This is a genomic window from Streptomyces griseochromogenes (assembly GCF_001542625.1).
GTDB classification, from domain to species: domain Bacteria; phylum Actinomycetota; class Actinomycetes; order Streptomycetales; family Streptomycetaceae; genus Streptomyces; species Streptomyces griseochromogenes.
In genome coordinates this window covers 5,042,325-5,065,275 of sequence record NZ_CP016279.1, presented here as the reverse complement: position 1 = coordinate 5,065,275, position 22,951 = coordinate 5,042,325, and the positions used below count along the sequence as shown (strand labels likewise).

Annotated in this window: 31 protein-coding genes and 5 pseudogenes; 16 read left to right on the top strand and 20 right to left on the bottom strand. The window is 68.8% G+C overall.

The genetic code is table 11. The features are described 5' to 3' along the window. Positions 1–94: 94 nt before the first annotated feature. A pseudogene (locus AVL59_RS48680) lies at positions 95–391 on the bottom strand (transposase); the annotation flags it as partial. A gap of 121 nt (positions 392–512) precedes the next feature. Between AVL59_RS48680 and AVL59_RS21545 the strand changes: the two are divergent. Next, positions 513–698: a hypothetical protein gene (locus tag AVL59_RS21545; protein WP_067306936.1), complete on the top strand. Its 186-nt coding sequence runs from the start codon at positions 513–515 to the stop codon at positions 696–698. Here AVL59_RS21545 and AVL59_RS21540 read toward each other — a convergent pair. The 3 genes and pseudogenes from AVL59_RS21540 to AVL59_RS21535 all read right to left on the bottom strand — a co-directional run bounded on the left by AVL59_RS21540 (position 671) and on the right by AVL59_RS21535 (position 3,249). Next, positions 671–1,519 (bottom strand): oxidoreductase, encoded by an 849-nt coding sequence (locus AVL59_RS21540; protein WP_067306934.1) that lies wholly within the window; start codon positions 1,517–1,519, stop codon positions 671–673. The two genes, AVL59_RS21545 and AVL59_RS21540, sit on opposite strands and share 28 nt — an antisense overlap. After that, positions 1,489–1,731, bottom strand: a pseudogene (locus AVL59_RS56500) (TetR/AcrR family transcriptional regulator C-terminal ligand-binding domain-containing protein); the annotation flags it as partial. The pseudogene AVL59_RS56500 and the gene AVL59_RS21540, both read right to left, overlap by 31 nt. A 48-nt stretch (positions 1,732–1,779) precedes the next feature. Then, positions 1,780–3,249 carry an MFS transporter gene (locus AVL59_RS21535; RefSeq protein ID WP_067306932.1) on the bottom strand — a complete coding sequence of 490 codons (1,470 nt, stop codon included), beginning with the start codon at positions 3,247–3,249 and terminating at the stop codon, positions 1,780–1,782. A 146-nt stretch (positions 3,250–3,395) separates the two neighbouring features. Here AVL59_RS21535 and AVL59_RS21530 point away from each other — a divergent pair, with 146 nt between their 5' ends. After that, positions 3,396–3,959, top strand: coding sequence for a TetR/AcrR family transcriptional regulator (locus AVL59_RS21530; RefSeq protein WP_067306930.1), 564 nt, complete (start codon positions 3,396–3,398; stop codon positions 3,957–3,959). Between the two features lie 686 nt (positions 3,960–4,645). Here AVL59_RS21530 and AVL59_RS21525 read toward each other — a convergent pair. Genes AVL59_RS21525 through AVL59_RS21515 form a run of 3 tightly spaced genes read right to left on the bottom strand, consistent with a single transcriptional unit; the run spans position 4,646 to position 6,293 of the window. Beyond that, complete coding sequence (locus AVL59_RS21525) at positions 4,646–5,011, bottom strand: hypothetical protein (protein ID WP_067306927.1); 366 nt, start codon at positions 5,009–5,011, stop codon at positions 4,646–4,648. Then, positions 5,011–5,682, bottom strand: coding sequence for a hypothetical protein (locus AVL59_RS21520; RefSeq protein ID WP_067306924.1), 672 nt, complete (start codon positions 5,680–5,682; stop codon positions 5,011–5,013). The genes AVL59_RS21525 and AVL59_RS21520 overlap by 1 nt, the downstream gene beginning before the upstream one ends. Beyond that, positions 5,673–6,293: an RNA polymerase sigma factor gene (locus tag AVL59_RS21515; RefSeq protein ID WP_079146856.1), complete on the bottom strand. Its 621-nt coding sequence runs from the start codon at positions 6,291–6,293 to the stop codon at positions 5,673–5,675. The genes AVL59_RS21520 and AVL59_RS21515 overlap by 10 nt, the downstream gene beginning before the upstream one ends. A 155-nt stretch (positions 6,294–6,448) precedes the next feature. Between AVL59_RS21515 and AVL59_RS21510 the strand changes: the two genes are divergently transcribed. The 6 genes from AVL59_RS21510 to AVL59_RS53270 all read left to right on the top strand — a co-directional run bounded on the left by AVL59_RS21510 (position 6,449) and on the right by AVL59_RS53270 (position 9,214). Continuing rightward, complete coding sequence (locus tag AVL59_RS21510) at positions 6,449–6,940, top strand: Asp23/Gls24 family envelope stress response protein (RefSeq protein WP_067306922.1); 492 nt, start codon at positions 6,449–6,451, stop codon at positions 6,938–6,940. Between the two features lie 83 nt (positions 6,941–7,023). Beyond that, positions 7,024–7,194, top strand: coding sequence for a hypothetical protein (locus tag AVL59_RS52315; RefSeq protein ID WP_159399985.1), 171 nt, complete (start codon positions 7,024–7,026; stop codon positions 7,192–7,194). Then, a complete protein-coding gene (locus tag AVL59_RS21505; protein WP_067306919.1) occupies positions 7,191–7,598 on the top strand; it encodes an Asp23/Gls24 family envelope stress response protein in 408 nt (135 codons plus the stop codon). Before AVL59_RS52315 ends, AVL59_RS21505 begins: the two co-directional genes overlap by 4 nt. A 151-nt stretch (positions 7,599–7,749) precedes the next feature. Continuing rightward, positions 7,750–8,331: a DUF6286 domain-containing protein gene (locus AVL59_RS21500; protein ID WP_237281590.1), complete on the top strand. Its 582-nt coding sequence runs from the start codon at positions 7,750–7,752 to the stop codon at positions 8,329–8,331. Positions 8,332–8,361: 30 nt separating this feature from the next. Next, positions 8,362–8,970, top strand: coding sequence for a hypothetical protein (locus AVL59_RS21495; protein ID WP_067306917.1), 609 nt, complete (start codon positions 8,362–8,364; stop codon positions 8,968–8,970). Between the two features lie 88 nt (positions 8,971–9,058). After that, on the top strand, positions 9,059–9,214 hold the full coding sequence (locus AVL59_RS53270; protein WP_099053098.1) for a DUF6131 family protein: 156 nt from the start codon (positions 9,059–9,061) through the stop codon (positions 9,212–9,214). A gap of 184 nt (positions 9,215–9,398) precedes the next feature. On the opposite strand, the gene AVL59_RS21490 is transcribed toward AVL59_RS53270, so the two are convergent. From AVL59_RS21490 to AVL59_RS48665, 8 genes are read right to left on the bottom strand one after another with little or no spacing between them, the layout of a single operon-like run. After that, the gene (locus AVL59_RS21490) at positions 9,399–9,809 is read right to left on the bottom strand and encodes a gas vesicle protein K (RefSeq protein WP_067306915.1); all 411 of its coding nucleotides are present in this window, start codon (positions 9,807–9,809) and stop codon (positions 9,399–9,401) included. Next, positions 9,799–10,038: a gas vesicle protein gene (locus AVL59_RS21485; protein WP_067306912.1), complete on the bottom strand. Its 240-nt coding sequence runs from the start codon at positions 10,036–10,038 to the stop codon at positions 9,799–9,801. The genes AVL59_RS21490 and AVL59_RS21485 overlap by 11 nt, the downstream gene beginning before the upstream one ends. Continuing rightward, entirely contained in the window at positions 10,035–10,859 is an 825-nt protein-coding gene (locus AVL59_RS21480) for a GvpL/GvpF family gas vesicle protein (protein WP_067317584.1), read from the bottom strand. The genes AVL59_RS21485 and AVL59_RS21480 overlap by 4 nt, the downstream gene beginning before the upstream one ends. Continuing rightward, the gene (locus AVL59_RS21475; RefSeq protein WP_067306909.1) at positions 10,852–11,259 is read right to left on the bottom strand and encodes a gas vesicle protein; all 408 of its coding nucleotides are present in this window, start codon (positions 11,257–11,259) and stop codon (positions 10,852–10,854) included. The genes AVL59_RS21480 and AVL59_RS21475 overlap by 8 nt, the downstream gene beginning before the upstream one ends. A 39-nt stretch (positions 11,260–11,298) precedes the next feature. Continuing rightward, positions 11,299–11,541: a gas vesicle protein GvpG gene (locus AVL59_RS21470; RefSeq protein ID WP_067306907.1), complete on the bottom strand. Its 243-nt coding sequence runs from the start codon at positions 11,539–11,541 to the stop codon at positions 11,299–11,301. Between the two features lie 10 nt (positions 11,542–11,551). After that, positions 11,552–12,265 carry a GvpL/GvpF family gas vesicle protein gene (locus AVL59_RS21465; RefSeq protein WP_067306905.1) on the bottom strand — a complete coding sequence of 238 codons (714 nt, stop codon included), beginning with the start codon at positions 12,263–12,265 and terminating at the stop codon, positions 11,552–11,554. A gap of 27 nt (positions 12,266–12,292) precedes the next feature. Next, positions 12,293–12,769 carry a gas vesicle structural protein GvpA gene (locus AVL59_RS21460; protein WP_079146855.1) on the bottom strand — a complete coding sequence of 159 codons (477 nt, stop codon included), beginning with the start codon at positions 12,767–12,769 and terminating at the stop codon, positions 12,293–12,295. Positions 12,770–12,797: 28 nt separating this feature from the next. Continuing rightward, positions 12,798–13,148, bottom strand: a complete 351-nt coding sequence (locus tag AVL59_RS48665) for a gas vesicle protein GvpO (protein ID WP_079146854.1) — start codon at positions 13,146–13,148, stop codon at positions 12,798–12,800. 262 nt (positions 13,149–13,410) lie between these two features. On the opposite strand from AVL59_RS48665, the gene AVL59_RS53630 reads away from it, so the two are divergent. Both AVL59_RS53630 and AVL59_RS21450 read left to right on the top strand, forming a co-directional pair. After that, a complete protein-coding gene (locus tag AVL59_RS53630; protein WP_067306903.1) occupies positions 13,411–14,265 on the top strand; it encodes a hypothetical protein in 855 nt (284 codons plus the stop codon). A 3-nt stretch (positions 14,266–14,268) separates the two neighbouring features. Continuing rightward, entirely contained in the window at positions 14,269–15,228 is a 960-nt protein-coding gene (locus tag AVL59_RS21450) for an SRPBCC family protein (protein ID WP_067306900.1), read from the top strand. A gap of 189 nt (positions 15,229–15,417) precedes the next feature. Here AVL59_RS21450 and AVL59_RS21445 read toward each other — a convergent pair. The 3 genes and pseudogenes from AVL59_RS21445 to AVL59_RS52305 form a co-directional block, all read right to left on the bottom strand. Next, positions 15,418–17,009 (bottom strand): annotated as a pseudogene (locus AVL59_RS21445) (phytoene desaturase family protein). After that, complete coding sequence (locus AVL59_RS21440) at positions 17,002–17,472, bottom strand: SRPBCC family protein (protein WP_067306898.1); 471 nt, start codon at positions 17,470–17,472, stop codon at positions 17,002–17,004. The pseudogene AVL59_RS21445 and the gene AVL59_RS21440 overlap by 8 nt, the downstream one beginning before the upstream one ends. Positions 17,473–18,161: 689 nt before the next feature. Then, positions 18,162–18,305 (bottom strand): hypothetical protein, encoded by a 144-nt coding sequence (locus AVL59_RS52305; RefSeq protein WP_159399984.1) that lies wholly within the window; start codon positions 18,303–18,305, stop codon positions 18,162–18,164. A gap of 923 nt (positions 18,306–19,228) precedes the next feature. Here AVL59_RS52305 and gvpK point away from each other — a divergent pair. The 5 genes and pseudogenes from gvpK to AVL59_RS55635 form a co-directional block, all read left to right on the top strand. Then, positions 19,229–19,357: pseudogene (gvpK, locus tag AVL59_RS50625) on the top strand (gas vesicle protein GvpK); the annotation flags it as partial. An 87-nt stretch (positions 19,358–19,444) separates the two neighbouring features. Then, positions 19,445–19,618, top strand: coding sequence for a CsbD family protein (locus tag AVL59_RS21435; RefSeq protein ID WP_067306895.1), 174 nt, complete (start codon positions 19,445–19,447; stop codon positions 19,616–19,618). A gap of 626 nt (positions 19,619–20,244) precedes the next feature. Continuing rightward, on the top strand, positions 20,245–20,367 hold the full coding sequence (locus AVL59_RS55640) for a hypothetical protein (RefSeq protein WP_257785096.1): 123 nt from the start codon (positions 20,245–20,247) through the stop codon (positions 20,365–20,367). Positions 20,368–20,442: 75 nt separating this feature from the next. Continuing rightward, a pseudogene (locus AVL59_RS56495) lies at positions 20,443–20,559 on the top strand (hypothetical protein); the annotation flags it as partial. 58 nt (positions 20,560–20,617) lie between these two features. Beyond that, positions 20,618–20,749 (top strand): hypothetical protein, encoded by a 132-nt coding sequence (locus AVL59_RS55635; protein ID WP_257785095.1) that lies wholly within the window; start codon positions 20,618–20,620, stop codon positions 20,747–20,749. A 76-nt stretch (positions 20,750–20,825) separates the two neighbouring features. Here the strand turns inward: AVL59_RS55635 and AVL59_RS55455 are convergent, their stop codons facing one another. After that, entirely contained in the window at positions 20,826–21,266 is a 441-nt protein-coding gene (locus AVL59_RS55455) for a transposase (RefSeq protein WP_250637350.1), read from the bottom strand. Further along, entirely contained in the window at positions 21,203–22,144 is a 942-nt protein-coding gene (locus tag AVL59_RS55450; protein WP_208870424.1) for a transposase, read from the bottom strand. Before AVL59_RS55450 ends, AVL59_RS55455 begins: the two co-directional genes overlap by 64 nt. Before the next feature lie 232 nt (positions 22,145–22,376). Between AVL59_RS55450 and AVL59_RS21420 the strand changes: the two genes are divergently transcribed. After that, positions 22,377–22,949, top strand: a complete 573-nt coding sequence (locus AVL59_RS21420; RefSeq protein ID WP_067306893.1) for a hypothetical protein — start codon at positions 22,377–22,379, stop codon at positions 22,947–22,949. Positions 22,950–22,951: the final 2 nt, after the last annotated feature.

Here is a 22,951-nt window from a genome sequence, read left to right as displayed (position 1 = left end):
CAGGCCCATCCCCGAACGCAGAGACCCCCGCCGAAGCCAGCCGACGGGGGTTCCTAACCTCTCACCTGCTATCACACTGCCCCTACAGTGGAGGTTATGGCTGTGTGGGCCTGACCAGGTGGAAGACCTCCCGGGCAGCGTAGCGTTTGAGGCATCGGACGATTTCGCCACGGGTTTTCCCCTCCTTGCTGCGGCGTTCGTAGTAGTCCTGGGTACGCGGGTCGACGCGCAGGCGACTCTGCACGATCCGGTGCAGAGCGGCGTTGGCCTGCCGGTCGCCGCCACGATTGAGACGCCGGTACTGCCGACTGCCTGAGGAACGCTCGACAGGACTGACCCCGCACAGCGTCGCGAAGGACGCCTCGCTGCCCAAGCGTTCCGGATTGTCCCCCACCTGATCAGCAAAGTGACGGCCGTGTCCGGACCGATACCCACCACGGCTGACCTCCCGCCGGGACCCGATCAAGGCACTGGTCGCCGTTGAGCACTCGATCATCACTGCGATCTGGCACATGCTCAGCAACGACCTGCCCTACCACGACCTGGGCGGCGCCTACTTCACCCGGCGGGATCCCGAACGGGCCGCACGCCGAGCCGTCTCCCGGCTCAACGAACTCGGCTTCCGCGTCACCCTCGACCTTATTTACGCGTCAGAGTCGCCCAGCGGCTCTCACGCGATCTGTTCCCCGTCGGGGTAGTCGGTGGACTTCGACAGCTCGTTCCAGGCGGCTGTCTCCGCATCGAAGGCGGAGCGGGCGTCGGCGACGAGGCGGAGGGCGTCGCTGCCGAGGATGAGGTGGGTCGGCGGCTTTTCGGCCTCCACGATGGCGAGCAGGGCGCGGCCGGCTTGGGCGGGATCGCCGAGTTGCTGACCGCGCATGTCGAGGCGGCGTTCGCGGATCGGGGCGAAGATCGGGTCGTAGTCGGCGATGGTGCTTTCTACGCGGTGCATGGAGCGGCCGGCCCAGTCGGTGCGGAAGGAGCCGGGCTCGATCGCCGTGACGTGAATGCCGAATGGTGCGACCTCTGGGGCGAGCGTGGCCGCAATGCCCTCGACGGCGAACTTGGAGCCGTGATAAGCGGCCAGACCGGGGAACGCGCGCAGACCGCCCATGGAGGTCACGAACAGGATGTGCCCGGCACGGCGCTCGCGCATGCGGGGCAGAACGGCTTGGGTGACCGCGATGACGCCGAAGACGTTGACGTCGAACTGGTGGCGGAAGGTGTCGGGCGGGGTTTCCTCGAAGGTGCCCTCGACGCCGTAGCCAGCGTTGTTGACGAGTACGTCGATGGGGCCCACCTCGCTCTCGACCGCTGCGACGGCCGGCGCGATGGCATCGGTGTCGGTGACGTCTAGCACGCGTGCGTGAGCGCGGCCCGGAGCGAACTGCTCGAAGGCGGCGATCTGGTCCGGGTTCCGAACGGTGCCGATGACGGTGTGGCCGGCCTCGAGGGCGGCGGTGGCGAAGGCGCGGCCGAGGCCGCTGCTCACGCCGGTGATGAGAAACGTGCGGGACATGTGTCTCTCCGTTGGAATCGGAAGTGTCGGACGGTGGAGCGCATAAGCCCGTCGAGTGCAGTGCGCGCGAGCTTCTCGGCGTGCTCGTCCGTGAGGTCGTAGTGTCCGGTGAGCCTGCGGAAGATGAGTGGCCCGAAGAGGATGTCGATGACGTCGTCCACGTCGGTGTCGGGCGAGGCATCACCGCGGTCGACGGCGCGTTGCCACAGGGTCGCTACGGCGTCCGGCGGGACGTCTCCCGGCCAAGGTCGGTGTCGCCGTCAACGGCTGTTCGCTGATGCCTCGTTCGAGGTGGTGACCGCACCTGGATCGGTGGAACGTTGCGGCGCCGCGGAGCCTTGCGCGGACTTGGACCTCGCCAGCCACAGGCCGGTGAACACGGCGGCGGCCAAAGTGACGGTGCCGGCAGCGAGGAAGGCGCTGTTGAGGCCGGTCTCGAAGGAGGCGCCGCCGGATTGCCGGGTGCGGACGATGGCTCCGAGTACCGCCACGCCGAGCACCGCGCCGATCTGCCGGGTGGTGCTGCTGATGCCTGATGCGAGGCCGCCTTCCTGCGGGCTGACTGCTTGGATGGCGGCTCCCGTCAGTGGGGACATGGCCAGGGCGAAGCCGATGCCGACGACTCCCAGCCGCCACCACACGTTCCCGTAGCCGGTGTCGGCGTGCACCATGCCGAGCGCCAGCAGTCCCAGGCCGGCCAGGGCCAGGCCGGTGGTAACCACGATTCGGAAGCCGTGCCGGGCGGCGAGCCGGCCCGCGTACGGGCTGACGATCACCATGGCGAGGGATGCCGGCAGGGTCTGCAGGCCGGCGCGCAGGATCGAGCTGCCCTGGACGTACACGAAGAACTGGGAGAAGAAGAACGACGAACCCATGAGCGCGAACCCCACCACGACCATGGCGGTGTTGGACACGGTGAACAGCCGCTGCCGGAACAGCCGCAGCGGCAGCATCGGAGCGGAACGACGCGCTTCGACGGCGACGAAGGCGGCGAGGAGGATCACCGCGGCGGTGAAGCTGACCAGGATCACCGGCGACGTCCAGCCGCGGGCGCCACCCTCGATCAGCCCGTAGGTCAGCGCCCCCACCCCCAGAACGGACAGCACCGTCCCCGGGATATCGATCGGGGGGGCGCTCGGATTGCGGGCCTCTTCAAGGCTGCGCAGACCGACCAGCAGAAGGACCACGCCGATGGGCAGATTGACCAGGAAGATGGCGGGCCAGCCGAAGGCGTCTGTCAGCACGCCGCCGGCCACGGGGCCCGCGGCCAGACCGATTCCGCTGAATCCGGCCCACAGCCCGATCGCCTTGATTCGTTCTTGCGGCACGGGATAGGCGGCGGCGAGCAGGGCCAGCGAGGCAGGGCTCAGCGCCGCGGCCCCGATGCCCTGCAGCACCCGGCCGGCGACCAGCCAGCCGACCGAAGGCGCGAGGCTGCACAGCACCGACGCGGTGGTGAACACCGCCACGCCTGTCAGGTACACCCGCTTGCGGCCGAACCGGTCGGCGAAGACACCGCCGGACAGCAGCAGCATGGCGACGAGCAGTACGTACGCGTCGACGATCCACTGCAGACCGGTCAGCTGAGTGTGCAGCCGGTGCTGCATATCGGGCAGCGCTGCTCCAACAATCGTGTTGTCGAGCAGGACCATGAATTGGCCCAGGCAGGTCACCGTGAGCAGTACGGCCCGGTTTGGCCGACTGCCTACGGCCGCGGGCGATGCAGCCATGGGGATTCCTCTCAATCGTTGGTTGCGCCTCTCCACGGCCGACGTGGTCAGCCTCCGGGCGCTCTAAAGCAGCCGGTGGCTGCGTTAGGCGACTGTAAGGAGGATTGCCTCACAAACGCAAGTCTCGACTGCGTTAAGGTGGGGGCATGAACGAGCGACAGCGAGCCCGGCGGCCCGGCGGGCGCAGCGCCCGCGTCGGCGCGGAGGTGCACCGGGCCGTCACCGAGCTGATCAACGAGCGCGGCTACGGCAACTTCACCGTCGGCGAGGTCGCAGCCCGTGCGGGCGTAGCCGACAGCAGCATCTACCGCCGGTGGGGCGGCCTGGAAACCCTGCTCACCGACGTGGCGCTCACCCGCCTCAACGCGCAGTCGCCGATGCCCGACACCGGGAGCCTGGCCGGCGACCTGCGCACGTACGCGGCCCAAGTGGCCCGCGAGATCACCGGACCCGACGGCCTGTTGTTGGTGCGCCTGGCTGTCGCCCTGTCCAGCAATGGCCAGCAGGGTCAGCAGGCGCGTGACGACCTCCGCGCCGAACGCACCCGGCAACTGCAGTGCATGCTCGATCGCGCCCGCGAACGTGGCGAGCACGCACCTGACGCGTTCGGCGTGCTGGACCACATCCTGGCCCCGATGTATATCCGCGTCTTGTTCGGCATGGAGCTCACCCCGGACTACGTCGACGGGCTGGTCGACCGATTGCTGTGACCTCAACCCGGTCCCCGGGATCAGCCCTCGGACGCGGTGCCAGGGCTCCGCGGTGCCAGGGGCTGGACGCTGAGACCGTCGCGATCATCGCCGCCCGACTGGACGCCGCGCGGCACGGTACTCAGACCCCTGAGGCAGGGCGCGGCGATCGCCATCCGGTTGGCGGCTCTTCCCGACGACGGCCCCACTGGTCAGATGTTCGACGACAACGGAGTCGTGCCATGGTGAAGTTCTCATGTGTTCTTGCTCGGCTGGGCTGCAGCTCAATGCGCCCCGCCACTGCTGTGTGAGCAGCCGTTGCCTACGGCCTGAGCGTGTTCCTTCACCCTCCGACTCGAACGACGGCTCGTACGTGACCGCCCACATCATCACCCTGGGCGGCTCACTTCAGGAGAGCAGGCGGCCACACCACGCTTTGCCGCTACGCCCTGACAGGTCACTCCTCCTCGACGCCAACGACGTCACACCGTCGCTCGATGACCGACCGGCGTCGCCCTAATCGTTCGCTGGACTCGATGCCATTGCGCGCAATGCGTACGCTTGATTGCGGCGGGCCCCGCGCCCTTCTCGACCAGGGCACAAATCCAGAGCCCCCATCGGCATCAGCCGACGGAGGATCCTCACCTCTCACCTGCTATCACGCCGATCTCACCGCTGACGGTTCGTGGGGCCGTCGCCCACGGTGCTCATGCCGCGTCGTACCGGGCGGCGATACGGGTCACCGTGACCGTAACGGTGACCGGCTCCGGGGCGGAGAGGTGGGAGATGACGGCGGTGCGCACCCGGTCGTGGACGTCGCGGGCGATGTCCAGTGCCCGTCGGCCCTCGGTCAGGACGCAGCGCACCTCGATGTGCCATCCGGAACCGTCCGGCGCCCGGTCGGCGCGGATGCCCGCCTCGGGCGACGTGCGGTGAGGCATGGGGTCGGCCCGGGTGGTGGCGGCTGCCGCGAGACGGTGGGCGAGGCGGGGTTGCAGGCCGGCCACGCCGGGAACCGCGAGGGCTGCATCGGCCGCGACGCCGAGGAGCGCGGTCGTGCCGGTGGCGGTCATCACGTGACACCACCCGTGGGGTGGCCGACAGTCAGGGGCGGCCACGGCTCCAGTGCGCCGACCACGGTGATGTCGACGGCCGTCACGGCGAGCCCCAGGTCCTGTCCGGCCGAGTGGAAGACTGCTATGCGTACCTGATGGGCCCGGTCGGGCAGCGGGCGGTCGAGGGCGGCGGCCAGGGTCATGGTCACCCGCACGTCGGTGCCGTCGCCCTCGGGCACGAGCCGGCAGGTCGCCGCGCTCGCGCCGGGGACGGTGTCCGCGGCCTGCCTCAGTACCTTCGCCGCCGTGCTCTCGGCGATGCGCAGGTCCCGGTCCGGGTCGGCCAGGGGCAGCAGCCGCCCAAGCCGGACCTCGGCCCTGACGACCTCCATGACGCGGCCGGCGACTGCGTGCAGGCCGGGAGGGTCCTCGGCGCGCAGCACCCGCGTGGCGGCGTTGACCGTGGCCAGTCCCTCGACGGCCTCACGGCAGTGAGGACAGGACACCGTGTGCGGGTCCGTGGCCGGTGCCGCGTCCTGCGCCTGTTCCCAGACCCGGCTGAGGAGGCGGCCACAGGGCAGTGCCTCATCGCCCGCGAACGGGGGCACGTCGGCGGCGGCCGGGCCGGGTCGGGGCCCGTCGGCTCCGGGCGGTTCGGGAGGCCGTGTGTGCGGGTCGTCTAGCGCCATGGGCCCATCGCCTCCTGCAGGGATCGGCGTGCCCTGAACAGTCTGCCGCGCACTGTCTGTTCGCTGGTGCGTGTCACGTGGGCTATGTCTTTGTAAGGCAGGCCCTGAACTTCTCTCAGGATCCAGCAGATCCGCTGCCCGTCGTCCAGTTCGGCGAGCGCGCGGGACAGGGCGGCGATGGCCGCGTCCTGCTCTGCGGACCGGGCGGGCTGGCTCCAGGCGTCTCCCGTCGCGGGTTCGACGACCCTGTTCAGGGAGAGGGGCGGCGGCCGGCGCCGACGAATGGTCAGACAGCGGTTGACGGTGATGCGGTACATCCAGGTACGGAACTCCGCGCTGTGGCGGTATTCCGGCAACCGGCGCCAGGCGCTGACGAAGGCGTCCTGAACGGCCTCCTCGGCATCCTGGGGGTTGCCAAGCATGCAGCGAGCCAAGGCAAGGAGCGGCCGGCCGTGCCGTCGGACGAGAACGGCGAAGGAGTCCTCGTCACCCTCGGCCGCCCGTACGGCCAGCAGCCGGTCCGGCACGTCGCGTTCCGGCAGATCGCGTTCCGGCAGATCGCGTTCCGGCAGATCGCGTTCCGGCGGTGGGAAAGCAGTGCGTTTGATCATGGCGCTCCCGCGCAAGGCTCGGACCGTCCGGGTACCCGACAGGCAATCTGTGATGCACATCACATTCGATGCGCGTGAGAAACGCGCCGCCCGATATGTCCAACATTTTGACGGGTGCCGCACCGGTGCCTGACCGACCGACCGAGGCGAACGCCATGACGGACAACATCACCAGCGTCGGCGGGGGCAGTCGGCCCGAGGCGGGCGTGAGCGCGTTGAAGGGCCGTACCGGGGCCGGGGCTCCGGCCGAGACTCGGGGGAAGACCACCATCGCGGACGGGGTGGTGGCCAAGATCGCGGGCATGGCTGCCCGTGAGGTACCGGGCATCTACAACCTGGGAGCAGGGATGGCCCGCGCCTTCGGCGCCATGCGGGAACGCGTCCCCGGCGCAGGCGGAGGAGGGGCCGTCACGCGGGGGGTGAAGGTCGAGGTCGGCGAGCGGCAGGCCGCCGTGGACCTCGACGTCGTCGTCGAGTACGGCGTCTCCATCGTCGATGTCGCCGGCGGCGTACGCACCAATGTCATCAACGCCGTTGAGCGGATGACGGGACTGGAGGTCGTCGAGGTGAACATCGCCGTCGACGACGTCCACCTGCCCGACGACGAGGAGGAGCAGAACGAACCGGAGGAGGGCCGCGTGAGGTGACCGCTGACGTGACCACCGCGCCGTGTCTTCGGGCCTGAGCGGGTGATCACGGCGAGAGGGACCCTCGCGAGACGGGTGAGCGCATGATGAACACAGCGACAACGGGCCTCGCGGCCGGCATGGCCCTGGGTTTCGCCGCTTACTTCGGCGGCTTCTGGGCATTCCTGCTCGTTCTCGTCCTGGGCACGGTGGGGCTGATCGTCGGCCTTGTCGTGCAGGGCGACCTCGACCTCCATGCGCGGAGACAGCGATGAACACCCGGCCCGGCTCCCCCGACGACGGGGCGAGCCCGCCGGCACCGGCCGTCGGCCTGCCGCCCCCGGCCGAGCGGGGCGCCACCGTCATCCCGGACAGGGTGGTCGCCCGCATCGCCGCCCGGGCCGCGCGCACGGCCCAGTCCCGGCGCGCCGCCCTACCGCCCGACCGGGACGGGCCAACGGCACCCCACGCCTCTGCGGCCGTCCGTACCGGATCGGTGCGCCTGCACCTGACCATGGACCTGCCCTACCCCACCGACATCCCCCAGGTCTGCGAGCGGATCCAGCGCGACGTCGCCGAACGGGTGGCTCAGCTGACCGGCCTGAGGGTGGGAGAGGTCCTCCTCACCGTCCGGCGGCTGGTGACCGCCGCCGACGCGAGCCGGGGGCGGGTCCGGTGAGCGGCCGCGCGGCCCGGATCGCCGGGCACGTCGTTCAGAAAGGGGGATCGCGATGACACCCGATTCCGGTCATCCCGGCCCCAGCTCCGCGCCGTCCGCGCACCGTGCCACAGTGCCGCCGGCGAAGGAGCCCGATCCAACCGAACGCAAGGTGTCCAGCTCGAACCTCAAGGCCGGTGAAGACGACAGACGACACCGGGCGCACCGACCGTGGTCCGCGCGCCGCATTCCGGCCGCACTGGTCGCCTCGGTGGTTCTCGTGGCGGCGGGCGCGGCGCTGATCGACGTCGTCGCCGTACGGGCGGGACGCCCTGCGGCAGCCTGGCGCAGGCACCTGGCCGACGAACTGGCCACCCGCCCCGTGGACGACATCTGGATGCTCACGGGAGCCTCCGTGGCCGCCGCCGTCGGCATCTGGTTGCTCGTGCTGGCACTCACTCCCGGCCTACGCCACTGGCTGCCCCTGCGCTCCCCCGCGCCCGGGCTGCGGGCCTGCCTGGACCGAGACGGCGCCGCCGATGTGCTGCGCGACGCCGCCATGCGGGTACCCGGGGTCAGTAAGGCCCGCGTCCGGGTGCGCCGCCACCGCGTGAAAGCCCGCGCGGACGTCCGCTTCCGCGACCCCCACCAGGTGAAGGACGACCTCACCGCCGCCCTTGACCACGAGCGCGACCAGCTCGCCCTCGTCCGCCCTCCCCGCATCGTCGTACGAGTGCGGCAACGCACCCACTGAGCGAAAACCCCCTGGACCGGAGCACGCACCATGACGCCGCGACCCGTACTCAACCGCAGTCTTCTGGCCCTCGCCGGACTGGTACTGCTCGGCGGCGGTCTGCTGGTCCTCTTCGCCGGGCTCGACATCTACCGGCGACACGATCTGGTCCCGCCCACCGGCTGGCCCCTGACCACCCCGGACGACGTCCTGCTCGGCTCCGCCGACCGAGCCCGCTGGAGCAGCCAGGGCTGGTGGTGGTGGCCCGCGGTCATCGCCGGCCTCGTCCTCGTCGCCCTGCTCGCCCTGTGGTGGCTGCTCGCCCAACTTCGCCGACGCCACCCAGGAGCACTGCCCGTCGGTGGCACACCCCCGCAGGAGGGCGTCGAGCTGCGCGACAGCGCGCTCAGCGACGCGATCGCGACCGAAGCCGGCGCCCTGCCGGCGGTCGAGCACGCGGCCGTACGCATCACCGGACGCCCTGCCCACCCCCGCACCCGCGTCGCACTCATTCTCACCCCTCAGGCGTCCCCCGGCACCGTCTTCGATGTCCTGTGCGAGGGCCCGCTCCGAACCGCCCGTCGGTCCACCGGCACCCCTGGCATGCCCACCGAGGTCCGCCTGCAGGTCGCCGGCCACAAACCGCACCGCGCGGAGTAAGAAGGAGACCGACCATCCCCGTGTCCACCGCCCTTGCGCTCTCTCGCAGTTCACAGGGGCACCGACACCACTCCCCAGGGGAGACATCATGATCGTCCTAGGCATCATTCTGCTCGTCGTCGGCTTCCTCACCGGGATATCCATCCTGTGGACCATCGGGATCATCCTGCTGGTCGTCGGCGCCGTCCTGTGGATCCTCGGCTCGATGGGACACGCTGTCGCCGGTCGACGCCACTACTGGTGACCGACCCACACGCCCTACGGTGCGGGTACCCCTCTGACCTGTCGTACGGCGCCCGACTCGGCTCCGGTCGGCTCAGGCGCTGTCTCGTTTCGGCCCCTCGGCGGTCACCGAGTGAGCTGTGGCACGTCCTCGACACCCTAGATCCACCGCGTGGACAGCGGTATTGCCGCATACGGCCGGGAGTTCAGTCGGAGGGCGGAAGCAGTGTGCCCAGCGGCCCGAGGTCCAGGTTGAGGTCCTCCATGGTCAGTCCGTACTGGGCGCACAAGTCGCTCATGCGGTCGTGGAGGAGCATGAGTGTCGCGCCCAGGCGTTCTTCCTGTTCGTCGGTCAGGTCTCCTTGGTCGACGCGGTGCAGGGCCTGTCGTTCCATGAGTTGGCGCAGCAGTTCCACGAGGGTGAGGACGAGCTTGAGGAGGTCCCGTTCGACGGTGTCGCGGTCGGAGCTGATCCGCCGAGCCGGGGAACGTGGGCCTTTTCCGGCCGGCGGGTCCAGGTCGCGTGGGGCTGCGGGCAGCAGCCGGAAGGCGCGTGCGGCGGCCTCCGCAACTTCGTCGGCGCGGCACGGCGGCCGGCTCCCGCCCTCAGCTGTCATGGTCGCCGCGCAGCGGGCTGGTGCTCGTCCATGGCGAGGGGTTCTGCTCGCTGATGGAAACGATCAGGGCACGCAGCGAGACGCGTACCAGATCGATGTCCGCGATGGACAGCACGACGTCACCGGTGAGGACGACCCCACCGGTCAGCAGCCGGTCCAGCAGATCGATGAGAGCGACCTGCCGCTGGGGCAGGCGCTCCGCTTCCGGTGGCGGGCCAGGCGTGATCACGGGGGCGCTCCCTCCGCGGTACCGCCGGATTCACCGGGTGGCATGGCGAAGGAGTACGGAGCCCAGGGGCCGGTGGCCTCGACCCGTACCCCGTCCAGCCCGTCGGCGGCGCGCGTCACGTCGGCCAGGAAGTCGTCGCAACGATTCAGGGGCACAAGGTAGGCGTCATTGACCACGTTCTCGCCGGCGGCGCTGCCGGCCGCTTCGGCGAGAAAACCCTGCTGTACTCGGTGCCGGACCCGGTCGGCCGCGTGCTTGCGGCCCGCGGTCTCCACCCGCTCGGCGGCCTTCTGCGCAGCCTGGTAGACGGTGTCGCGAACACTTTGCTGCTGCCGGCGGTTCCGCAGATAGGCGCGCCCGGGGGTCAGGTCCGCAGCCGGAACGGCCGGGGCCGCGGGGACCTCGGACGGCTCGACATAGATCTTGACCCCCCATTCGACATGTTCGGAGAGCCGGGCCAGGCGCTCGGCGAACACGGTCCGCCCGGCTGACAGGACCTCCCGGGCCCGCTGGTCGTCGAGGTAGACGGTCGCCAGGCGCAGAGGAAGGACGGTGGTGCGCTCGGCCAGGGCCTCGATGACGCCGTGGTGGGCTCGGGCCACCGCCTCCAGCCATTCCAGGTCCTCGAGATGCCGCTTGAGAGCGTCCTCCCTGAAGTCCTGCGCCGGCACATGACTCACCACGAGCCCCAGCTGAACGACGCCGGTGTCGGTGACGAGGCCGACCGGGGCGTCGGCGACGCCCCGGAGCGGAGCGGCCGCCTCCTGCAATCCCCCGGCGGCGCGTACCACCGCATACGCGTACGTCAGCAGGTCACTCATCGCGAGCACTTCCCCGGCGACGGCCGCCCGTGACCCGGGGCGCTTCCTCCTCCACGGGGAGGGCGTTGCCCTGGCGGAGAGTATCGATCTCGGCCCGCAACCGGCGGTTCTCCTCGGCCAGTGACCGTTCACCGCTGGCCCGGGAGGAGAGCGCGGGATCGTGCTCCCACCAGTCGATACCCATTTCCTTCGCTTTGTCGACGGAGGCGACCAGGAGGCGCAGTTTTATGGTCAACAGCTCGATGTCGAGAAGGTTGATCTGTATGTCGCCCGCGATGACGATGCCCTTGTCGAGTACTCGTTCAAGAATGTCGGCGAGATTGGCGGAGGAGCCCTGTCCGTAGGGCGGCGCCGCTCGGGACGGGTAGGAACCAAGCCTGTTGGCCAGGGGTTCAGTCACGGTTGCGGCCTCGAATTCCCTCGGGCCGGATCAGGAGCGTCAGCCCTGCCGGTAGGCACGGATCTCCTCCAGCCGGTCGAGCAGTTCGTCCTCGCGCTGGTCGAACGTCTCCTCGTCGATGTCCCCCGCGACGAGGAGACGTTCGAGCTCGGCGAGTTCGCGGTGCACCGGTGCGGGGTCGTAGTACTGGTTCTCGGCTTCCTCCCGGACCCGCTCCACGACCCATACGACGCCGCGCACGGGGGCCAGGGGAAGGGTGACGAGTTGGGTGAACAGGCCCATGAGAACTCCTTCAGACGAAGCTGTAGGGCGGCAGGGGGCCGTTGAGCCGGAAGTCGACGTCGTCGCCCATCTGATGGGCGACGCTCAACTCCGTGGTGAGGAACGCCTCTTCCCGGTCCTCGGTCACCAGGAACGACACGTTGAGAAAATCCGAACCCGTCGGCTGGGATGATTCAAGCGTCCGGGCGAAGGGACGCAGTGCTTCGACCACACCCGCCGCCAGCGCCTCCTGCCGCGTCTGTACCTCCTGGGCGACCAGCTCACCGAGTCGCAGCGATGCGTCGGGGGCGGCGGAGCCGCCCCGGATCTCGGCATTGAGCTCTCGTGCCACGTCCGACTCCCGCAGGATCTGCCGTAGCAGTGCGTCCTCGTCCTGCGACGCTTTGAGGTGGTACTCGCTGCACCCCTCCAGTGCCTGAAGCCGGTCCGTGTAGTCCGCGGCATTCTGCTCCAGGGCCACCAGGACGGCCTCGTCGTTCTCGGCGATAAGGCCGAACCGCATGGGGAGCACGGTGCCGTCGGCCATGAGGCGCTCCTGTACGGCCTGGTGCGCGATGACGTCGCGGCGCTTGGGGCGTAGATCCTCTGGCGCATCGCTCACCACAGCACACAGCGGTCCGGCCGTCACTGTCCGCAAGCCCGCCGGGGGTTCACCGACGCCGTTGAGACCGTCGAGGCGGAGCGGATGCTGCTTGCCGGTGATGGAGTAGATGTATACGGCCATGGCTCATTCCTTCTCGCGCGGCGAGCCTCATTCGCGCTCACGTCGGGAGGTGCGCCGAACCGGCCGCCGTCGCCTCTCCACGGGTTCCCTTTCCTTGCCCTCGCCTTCTTCCTCGGGCTCTTCTTCTTCGGCGTCGTCACGGCCGGTGATCCCCTTGAGGGAATCGGTGACCGCTTCCGCCGCGCCGGAGAGGGCCCCCTTGGACTTGCCTTTCGCTCCGCTCTCGACCGTGTCTCCGACGATGTCGGTCAACTGGGCGGGCGCCTTCCTCCCGGATTCGAGGTCAAGGCGGTTGCACGCCTCGGCGAAACGCAGATAGGTGTCGACGCTGGCCACGACGATGCGAATGTCGATCTTGAGGATTTCGATCCCCACCAGCGACACGCGGACGAACACGTCGATGACAAGCCCGCGGTCAAGAATGAGTTCCAGGACGTCGTAGAGGCTACTGCTGCTGCCGCCACCGCGAGCGACACCGCCTCCACTTTGCGGCACCACTGTCATGGTGCCTCCCTTCACCGGCTGTGGTGTCTCAGCCCCGCCGGTCGATTTGGCCACGCGTATAGCGGCGCTTCCGTTCGTATCCCACCAGATCGCCTTCCTCGTCGAGCGTCACTCGATAGGTGGCCATCACGCTGGTGGTTTCGGGGACGCGCTCCAATTCGAGTACCTCAACATCGGCCTCCCAACCAGTTTCGGTCGGTTTCAGTGCCGAGACGGACTCGGGAGCACGACCGAGCAACTCCTGAAGTTGTCCGACAGCGGAGCGCATGGCCCAGCCGGCGTTGCCCTTGCCGGAGCGGCGACGGGAACCGCTCGTGCCGTCCCCGTCGGAGCCGTGGCTCCGACCGCTGGATCGCCTTCGGGGTTCTGGTGCGGCCATGATCTCTCCGGTGGTCGGAGCGGGCGCGCGGGCGCCATGTCCCACCCACGAACCCTATACTTTCATCACATAGGCATGCATATCGCCCCAGCGTGGATGACTTCGCGGCGGCCTGCCCGGTGATTGCATGGTGTGTCAGTGACATAGCGGGCTGTGAGGCACGGTGCGTGCGATCCGCCTTCTGCCTCCATCGCGGGTTCGGGACCGGGGCGTTAGTCCGGACGCGGGCGTTTTCACCTGCCCTTTGCGAAGGGAATCGCTCATGAACGACACGACCAAGGTCAGCCTCGCCGCCGCCGTCGCAGCGGGCTATGTGCTCGGACGCACGAAGAAAGCGCGCCTTGCCTTCGCCATGGCAACTTACCTTGCCGGCCGCCGCTTTGGGCTCGACCCCCAGCAGCTGCTGACGACAGGACTCCGCAAGATCGGTGATGTTCCAGGGGTCGCCGAACTGAACGAGCAGGTGCGCGGCGAACTGCTGGGCGCCGGCCGCCAAGCCCTGGCAGCTGCTGCCGATCGACGCCTCTCCGACCTCGCCGACTCGCTCCACGAGCGGACGCTGCGCATTGGCCAGGAAAGGGACGAGGACGAGTACGAAGAGGACGAAGACGAGTACGAAGAGGAGCAGGAGAAGGGCGAGGGGCATTACGAGGAGGAAGAAGAAGCGGAAGAGGGAGCGGAGGAATCGGAGGAAGAAGAGCCGGAGGACGAACTGGAGGAAGAGCCCGAGGAGGAGGAACCCGAAGAGGAAGAGGCCGAGGAGGAACCGACGCAGCGTCGCCGTCGGCGGACGGGAACCACGGCGCGGAAGCGCCCGGGCGCACCCGCTCCCCGTAAGGCGGCCGCCAGGAAGGCTGCTCCTGCAAGGAAGGCGGCCACGGCGAAGAAGACCGCAGCGCACAGGCCCCCCGCCAAGAAGGCGGCACCGGCGAAGGAGACTGCGAAGAAGTCTCCGCGTCCCGCCAAGAAGGCCGCCGCGAAGAGGCCCGCAGCCAAGAAGACTTCCGCGAAGAGGACGGCCGCGAAGAAGGCTCCGGCCAGGAAGACGGCCCCGGCGCGGAAGACGGCTCCGGCGCGGAAGACCGCTGCCAAGAAGACGACCGCGCGGCGGAGGTAGGCCATGGCCGGCAAAGTGCGTGACACCAACCACGAAGAGAGTTCGGGTCTGGACCTGCTGCGCGAAGAGTTCGTCGACTACCTCGGCGCTCAGATGGGACATCTCGTCGACAAGGCAGGGGACAAGTTGGGGGATGTCACCGACCAGCTTCTCGATGTGGCCGAGAACGGGGGAACACTCGCCGGCGTCGGCAGTCGGATTCTCCATGGCGAATCCCCGCTGAAGGCATTCGTGGGTGAGAAGGCCAAGGGGCTCAAGGACAGCGTGATGGGCAAGGTCAAGAGCGTTTTCGGCGGAGGAGGCAGTGGCAAGGCCGGCAGCACCAAGGTCATGAACATCATCGAAGTACTGGACGTGGGGGTCCCGATCCGCACGGCGTACAACTACTGGACCCAGTACGAGGAGTTCAGCGGCTTCACCAAAGGCGTACGCAGTGTGTCCAAGAACGACGAGGCCGCCAGCACCTGGAAGGTCAAGGTCGGCCCCTCGACTCGCGGCTGGAAGGCGACAGTTGAGGAGCAAGTGCCGGACGACCGCATCGTGTGGAACTCCGAGGGCGCGAAAGGCACCACTCACGGGTGTGTCAGCTTTCACGAACTCACGCCCACCCTGACGCGCATCGTGCTCGTCGTCGAGTACTACCCCTCGGGCTTCTTCGAGAAGACCGGCAACCTGTGGCGCGCCCAAGGCCGCCGATTGCGGCTGGACTTCAAGAACTTCCAGCGCTACGTCACGTTCGCCGACGAGGAAGTCGAGGGCTGGCGCGGGGAGATCCGCGACAGCGAGGTGGTCCGCAGCCATGAGGAGGCGCTGGAAGAGGAGGAAGCGGCAGGGGAGGACGAGGACCAGGAGGAGTACGACGAAGAAGATGACGAGGCGTCCGACGAAGAAGAAGGAGAGGAGTACGACGAAGAGGAGCCGGAGGACGAGTACGACGAAGAGGCCGACGAGAACGAGCGCTGACGCGGCCCGGGACAAGCGGTTTCCCTCGGCGCGACCTGCCCGGAGGGTCGGCTGGTGTTCCCGGACTCTCACAGCCCGGCGTATGGCCGCAGTGCGGTCGTACGCAGTCTGACCTGGTGGTTCCGGATGCCGAAGCGGCGCCCCGAACCACCCATCACAACCACGCCAGGAATTGTGCTGCCAGGCGGTTCAGAGCCGTTGTGCACGGTGGAGGAGGGTGTGCAGTCCGTTGGGCCGTAGCGCGGCTCGGGCGGCGTTCGCTCCGGGAACTCCGTGGACTCCTCCGCCGGGATGGGCGGCCGCGGAGGCGAGGTAGAGGCCCTTGACGGGGGTCTCGGGTCGGCCGGTACCGGGGACGGGGCGGAAGACCGCCTGCTGGTGCAGGGCGGTGGTGCCGTTGTTGATGGCGCCGTTGTGGAGGCTCTCGTTCATGGCCTGGAGGGTGGTGGGGGCCAGGATCCGGCGGGCAAGGATCCGGGTACGGAAGCCGGGCGCGAACCGCTCCGCCTGGGCCTCGATGCGGTCCGCCATGGCTTCCTGTTCGTGGGCGTCCCAGCCGCCGGTGATGCGGTCGGGACCGGCGTCGGAGGTGATGCGCTGCGGGACGTGGGTGTAGGCCCACGCCGATTCCGTGCCGACGGGTGAGCGGCTGGGATCCGCCGTCGTCATCTGTCCGAACAAGGCGAACGGCTCGTCGGGGACCTGTCCCATGGCGAGCTGCGAGGCGAACCGGGTCAGGCTGTCGATGCCGTCGGCCACGTGGACCGTCCCCGCGCCCACGGCTTGCGGAGCCGTCCACGGCATCGGTCCGGTCAGCGCCCAGTCGACCTTGAAGGTCGCGAAATCCCACTGGAAGCGCTCCAGATCCCGCAAGAGGCGGGACGGCAGGTGTTCCTCGCCCACAAGCTCCCCCGGTACAGCGCCGGTGCCGACGTGTCCGCGAGCACGGCGCGGCGCGCGCTGACGGTCTCGCCACCGGCCGTCCGGACGCCCATCGCCCTGCCGCCCCGTACGACGACGGACACGGCGCGCTCCCCGCACCGCAGAGCGCCGTCGCGGTGCTCGAGGCGGCTCACGAGCGCCGCGGTCAGGGCGCCCGCCCCGCCGACGGGTACCGGGAAGCCATGGCTGTGCCCGAGCATCGACATCAGCCAGCGGAATCCTCCGCTGCCCACCGCCTCCGGGGCCAGGTCGGCGTGCAAGGCGTTCCCGGCCAGCAGGAGCCGTCCCCCCTCGCCCCGGAACTCCTCATCGCCCAGGCGGCGCACCGGCAGGGCCAGCTTCCGAGCCAGCCGCAGCCCGCCCGCGGCCCGCAGCTTCGCCGCCAGGCGGAGCCCGGAGCGGACCGGCGGGAAGGGCGTGAACATGGCCTGCACCAGGTCCTGCCCGACACGGCCCCACGCCTCGTACATGTCCCGCCAGGCATGACCGTCACCCGACGCGAACTCCTCCAGCCCCAATGCGGTCTCCTGCACACGGCGCTCCAGCACGGCGCATCTCCCGTCCCTCAGCGGGTGGGCCAGCACACACGGAGCATGGCTCCATCGCAGTCCCTCCGCGGCGAGATCCAGGCAGGCCAGGACCGGGGACACGGCGGGCAGCGGGTAGAAGGCGCTGAAAGGATCAGAAATGTAGTCGGGGTGGACACCGCGATCGCTGCGCACGGCGCCTCCAGGTTCCTGCTGCGCCTCCAGGACTTCCACGCTCCACCCGGCATCCGCCAGCACATTGGCCGCCACCAACCCGTTGGGCCCGGCGCCGATCACCACGGCGTCAGGCATGACGGGCCCCGGCGTGATCCTGCTCGACGGGATCCTGTTCCGTGAGCCTGGCCAGGCGGGCCAGCATGCCCCGGTGCCGCAGTTGGAGCAACGCTTCACTCGCAGCGTTGTGGAGGGTGCCTCCCAGGCCGCGCAGGGGGTGCTCGTCACAGATGACGAGGGTTTCCTCATCGCCCCACGGCCTGAGCTGGAGGAAGATCCTCGCCGTGCCCAGCTGCTTGAACGAAGCTTCCAGCTCCAGCTCTTTTCCGGATTCCTGGTGGCGGACAGTCGTCACCCCGTTGGCCGACCAGGGCCCCAGCCGCAGGGTGTAGCCGAGCCTGGATCCGACAGCGGGCCAGGTCTGATCGAGCGGCACGGACTGGGAGGGCCCCACCACCCATTCCCCGTAACAGGCCGGATCTGCCAGGACCGCCCATACCGCGTACGGGGGACGCCGGATCAACCGATGGTGGACAGCCATGGAGGGACCCCTTCCACGGGAACGGTCGATGTGCCGCACGGCCGAGCGTGGACGACGGGCTTTTGCAGGTCGAAGTCGTACAGCTGCGGCGTGCGATGCGGACCGGGCCGGACACAGACCCGGTCCGCGCAATCCTCATGGCGTCCTTCGGCCTGAGCTCCGACGAGGCACGGAAAGTCACGGCCTCCCAAAGCACCAATACCAAACTGCACCGTCTGGCCTGGGACGTGATGGCCACGGCACAGGGCCGACCTACCCGGCAGACAGTATGTTCGGGTCAGAAGCCCGCCTAGGTGCCGCCTCAGTCCTCGCCCCTGACGACGTTTCACTCCGCCGCTCGTGTGCGTGGCGGGCGCGGCACTCGCGTACGCCACGACGGCGCAAGTCCGCACAGCCCTGCCCCGGAGGCGACGGGCCCTCGACCAGGCCGTTTCGGCCCTGCGAACGAGCGGCTTCTGCGCGGTCACGGCACTTCATCTTCTCTCGTGCGTTGCCTGTTCACGGGTTGCCCGGCACGGCATGCGCAAACGTCGCCCCCTGCCCCCGTCGGACTGGGTGCGGGCGACCGGTAGTGGCGACGGCGGTCACGGCCTTCTCCCCTCTCTGGCCGACGAACCGACCGCTGACGGTTGCGGGATGAAGGTCGCCCGTTCGGTCTCCCTGCCGTTGCCGGCCATCGGACGGGCTCCTCACGTGGTCACCAGGCGGTTGAAGAACGAGCGGCAATAGCGAACCTTCTTGCGCTCGTCGAAGTCCCCGGTCCGTGGTTCCGTCGCCGGGGTATTCGTGCCGTTGGCCGCGATGGCGTTCAGGTCGGTTTTCCCGTCGCCCACTCCGGGGTGGACCGGCGGCGGCCGGCGAGGTGCTGTCCAGTGCTACATCAGTCTCGCGAGGCCGCACGAGGTCCTCGGTGGATAGCCCGGTGTCAGCCGTGTGCGGTGAGTCGTCGCCGTTGCATGTCGACTCCGTGTCCGTCGGTTGCATCCAAGAGGATCCGTCGTCCAGACAACGTTTGACTCGGCTGCTCGGGGTCACTCGCGTTGTGGGTCCCGAGTGGGGCCCCGACCCGACGCCAGGCTGTCTGCCCGATGTGCGGCGCGTGCCGGGCAGGAGTGCGGCGCCGCTGCGGGCCGGCGCTCCGATGAAGAGTTCCGCCCGCTTGGGAAGCGGGCGGCGAGGCCCGCGCCTCAGAGGCGACTGGGGCAGCCCGGCACCTCGAACACATCTTCACGTGCCGGTCGAACATCAACGAAACCAATCGGCAAGCGCATCGCCGACGGCGTGCGAGCAAAGTCCGACGAAAAGGACCCGAAGGCGGCGGAACAGGGTAACCCCGCACGCCCCGCCGTGCAGCACAAGGCATAGGCCCCTTCAACTGCGTCCACGTTGAGCGACACAGCCTGCGACCCGAAACCCGAGAGAGGGAACCTCATGAACACACCTGGTGACAAAGACACACCTCCGGTAGACGACGAGACGCGGCAACGGTCCGCGGAGCAGCGGAACGTCACCGCGCCCACACCGCGAGATGTCCGGGCCAAGGCCAAGGATGGAGACGAGCCCGAGTTCCCGACCGAAGATACCTCTTGACCGCCGGTTGCCGCTTCTCGGGCACCCGCGTTCTTGACTACGCGGGACGGCATGACGGAAACGCCGTCTGCATACGGCGGCTTTCCCGTTTGCCCGCGGCTTCGGGGTCGGCCATCACCAGAACCCGCCGTCGGCACCCCCCATGAACGTCGCGGCAGTGTCCACCGGGGCCGCGTTCTTGATCCTCCACGACCGCATGTCCGACCTGCGCGGCAGCTACGGCCTGACCATGGAGGACCTCAATCTGGACCTCGGCCCGCTCGGAACACTTCTCCCACCTGTTCGTCCAGGCTGACTACTCCCCCCACCCCGTTTTACATCCCGACAGGGGGTACTCGGGATGGGTGCACGTTTTCCCACGGACCTAGGAGAGTGAACGAAAATGGCCGGAGGGCAAAAGGCAAAGGGCAAGATGGAAGAGGCCACGGGAAAGACGAAGGAGGCGGTCGGCCGTACCGTGGGCAACGAGCGGATGATGGCCGAAGGACAGGCCAAGAAATCGAAGGGCGCGGCCCGTCAGGCCAAGGAGAAGACGAAGGACGTTTTCAAGCACTGACAAGGCAGATGCTGAGCGGGATCTCATTTCGGGGATCCCGCTCCTTTATGCCATCGCGCCTAAGGTTTGCCCCGTAACGATCTTTGGGGCGGAGAAGTGTGCGGCTTTGCCTCACCGGCTTGGCGCTTGATGCCCTCACGCGCCAGGCGGACCAGTCGCAATCACGCAAAGACCCGTGGAGCACGCTCCCTCGCCTCGGGTGCATCCGCGCCCGTGAAGGCCACAGCCCTCGTCTGCCGTGTACGTCACCCGCCCTCCTGCACTTCTGCCGCCGCACCCGCGTCGCCACCGCTGCCCTCCCTACGCCTTCGAGAACGGCGAGCCGGAGCACAGCAAGACCGCATCGAACACCACGCATCAGGCCCACCCCCGAACGCAGGAACCCCCGCCGGAGCCAGCAGACGGGGGTTCCCCACCTCTCATCTGCTATCACACAGCCCCTATGAGCGGGGCGTTCGTGACTGCAGTCTGTGCGCTGCCGAGCCCGCGCCTGGCCGAACCCGGCACCGCCGTCATCGGGAAAGTCGTCCTGACACCCTCCCCCTGACACACGCCATCCCCGGGATGCCGACCACCCCCGCTCGCGTCCGCACGTGCACCCCCACCACACCCGAAGGAGCATCACCGTGACGTCTCGCCCGCCCCGTGCCGTGACCGCGCCGACCGCCGCCGCGGCCCTCAGCGCCGCCACCACCGCCTACGCCGCGCAGGACGCCGAACAGCGCCTGCCGAGGATCGTCACCGACTGAGCCCACCCCGGGAACGGCACCGACCCCCAAGCGCTCGGCGACCGGTTCACCACCGACGGCACCTACACCGACGAGGCCGTCGGCATCACCTTCCACGGCCGCCAGGAGATCACCGGGTGGAAGGCCCGCGCCGACGCTGCCATCGACAACGTCCACGTCACCGTGCGCGCCACCCACCGCCACGGGGGCCCCATCACCGTCGAGGCCCGTCTACGCGGGCCGCATCAAGGGCGCGCCCAAGCCTTTCGCCGTGCCGATGACCACCCTCCTCAACCTCGAGAAGAACCACTGCCTGATCACCTCCGACGAGGACCACTACAGCCTCGCCGCAGTCCTCTCCCAGTCCGGCCTGCCCGCCGACTGGACCCCGCCCACCGACTGACCGGCCGCCGGAGCGCACCCGGCCAACCGGTAACACGACGACGTCCTGCGTAGCCCCCAGGCGGTTACGCAGGACGTCAAAGCTGAGCGGTTCGGAGGAGTCCGCGGGCTCGGCGGGTGGTTACGCAGCGTGCCCGTAGCCGTTGGTTGACGGCATTGCGAAAGCCGAACGCCGCGCGGGCGACGAGCTTGATCACGCGGTTGATCCCTTCGCTCTTGGCATTGCTGTGTCCGGTGTCGAGGAACTCAGCGATCTCGGGCCACCAGCGGTCGATGGTGGTGGCGAGTTGTCGCACTTCGGGGATGTCGGAGTCTGCGCACCACGTGAGGAATTTCCACCGGGCCTGGCCGACTTGGTGGCGGTCGGCCCCGGTACGGGCCAGGGCGAGAAGGTTGCGCAGGTTCTCCTTGGCGATCCACGCGGTCAGCAGCGTCTGTCCGATCCTGCCCTCGCTCAGCAGGGTGTTCCACATGCTCGTGAACTGTTCGTCGGTGAGGTCCTCGCGGTTGCGGAGCAGGCGCCGACGGGCCTTCCACTCCGGGTCGGTGGCCCGTCCGCGCCGTCCGCGGACCTCGGCGTGGTGCGGCGCCGGACCATGGAGAGCAGCTTGTTGGCGAGCTGGACGACGTGGAAGTGGTCGACCACGGCGATGGCGTCAGGCAGGCCGGTGCGGATCGCGGCGCGGTAGGTGGCCGACATGTCGATGGCGATGTAGCGGATGTTCTTGCGCCAGGTCAGTGGAGTGGTGGACAGCCAGGCCAGGATGTCGGCGACGGTACGGCCCCCGACCTGGCCGAGCAGCCCCCCGTGGCCCAGTGCGTCGACGAACCCGGTGTGCCACCGGTCCCGGGTCACACGCCACTTGCCGCCGTCGGGGACCTGCTCCCACTTCGTCTTGCCCCACCGGGTCTCGTCGACGCCCAGCAGCTTCTGCTCGGGCAGCGGTGCGTCGACGACCTCGCGCGCCGATGCACGGAAGGCGCTCATCACCGTCGGCCAGGACAGATGCAGGTCGCGGGCGGCCTGGATGACCGTGGAGCCGGCATCGCGCACCCGGCGCCCGGCCGCCTCCCGCAGCCGGGCAGTGACCCACGCCCCGGCTGGTATCCGGGCGATGCTCTCGGTGAACGACTTCCTCGGGCACGCCGGCTCGCGGCACCACCAGCAGCGCTTGTGCCAGAAGGACTCCAGCCCCCGTTCCCCGTAGGGGATGTCACGCGGCCGGGTCACCGCCGGCCCCTTCACCTGCGAGGCGAAGACCCCGCTGGACGGACAGGCCCGTGCCGCCTCGTCCACCGTGATCAGGTCCACCCGACGCGTCCCGTCGGCCAGTGACTCCACCCGCACGACGGACACCCCGTCAAGACCGAGCAGCAACGTCGTATTGTTGGCCAAGCCCGTGGCTCCCCGGTGATCCTTCTGAGTAGAGAACAGAAATGATCAACCAGGACCACGGGCGTCCTGAGTCCGGGGGCCAGTCCCGCCATGCTCATCACACCGTGACGAACAGTCAGCGTGCCTGACGAGACGCACCGCTCAAGTCCGAAGACCCGATGATCGAGCCGCTGATCTGACTCTTCCACCGCATCAGGGCAGTTGTCAGTCCTGATCACTAGGCTCCAGGCGCATGACCTACATCTTCGATGTCTTCACCGGTGCACGCCGGGGCGCCACCCTGACCGGCACCGTGCAGTACCGCGATCCCGACAACTACGGGTTCTCCCAGGGGCCCGTGTTCGGCCTGCAGCTCATCATGGATGCCTGGAAGGAGGGCGGTGGCTTCGGTGCCGGGCCTGTCTCCGCCGCAACGGAACTCGAGTTCAAAGAGCTATTCGAGCTCTATTGCGGCGGTGAGGTACGCGTCGACGAGGAGGGCTACCGGCTCGAAGACGGCTCCGCCGACGTACGCATACCCCGCGTCAACGTAGTAGAGCGCTACAAGGACCAATTCGGAGGACGGAGCTACCGCTCCCACGGACAGCGCTACGTCATGCTCCGGCCCCAGCCCGCCGAGTTCGCACGCCGCACCGAGGAGATCATCGTCTCCTGGGAGATCCGCCAGGACGACCCCACCGATCTCGACGAAGACGAGGGGACGTCCGCCGGCTTCACCCTCGAAGTGAGTGACCCCCGCTGCCTTGAACACTTCACCAAGAACACGTACTTCCAGACCGTCTTCACAGGCCACCTCCCCTCGTAGAT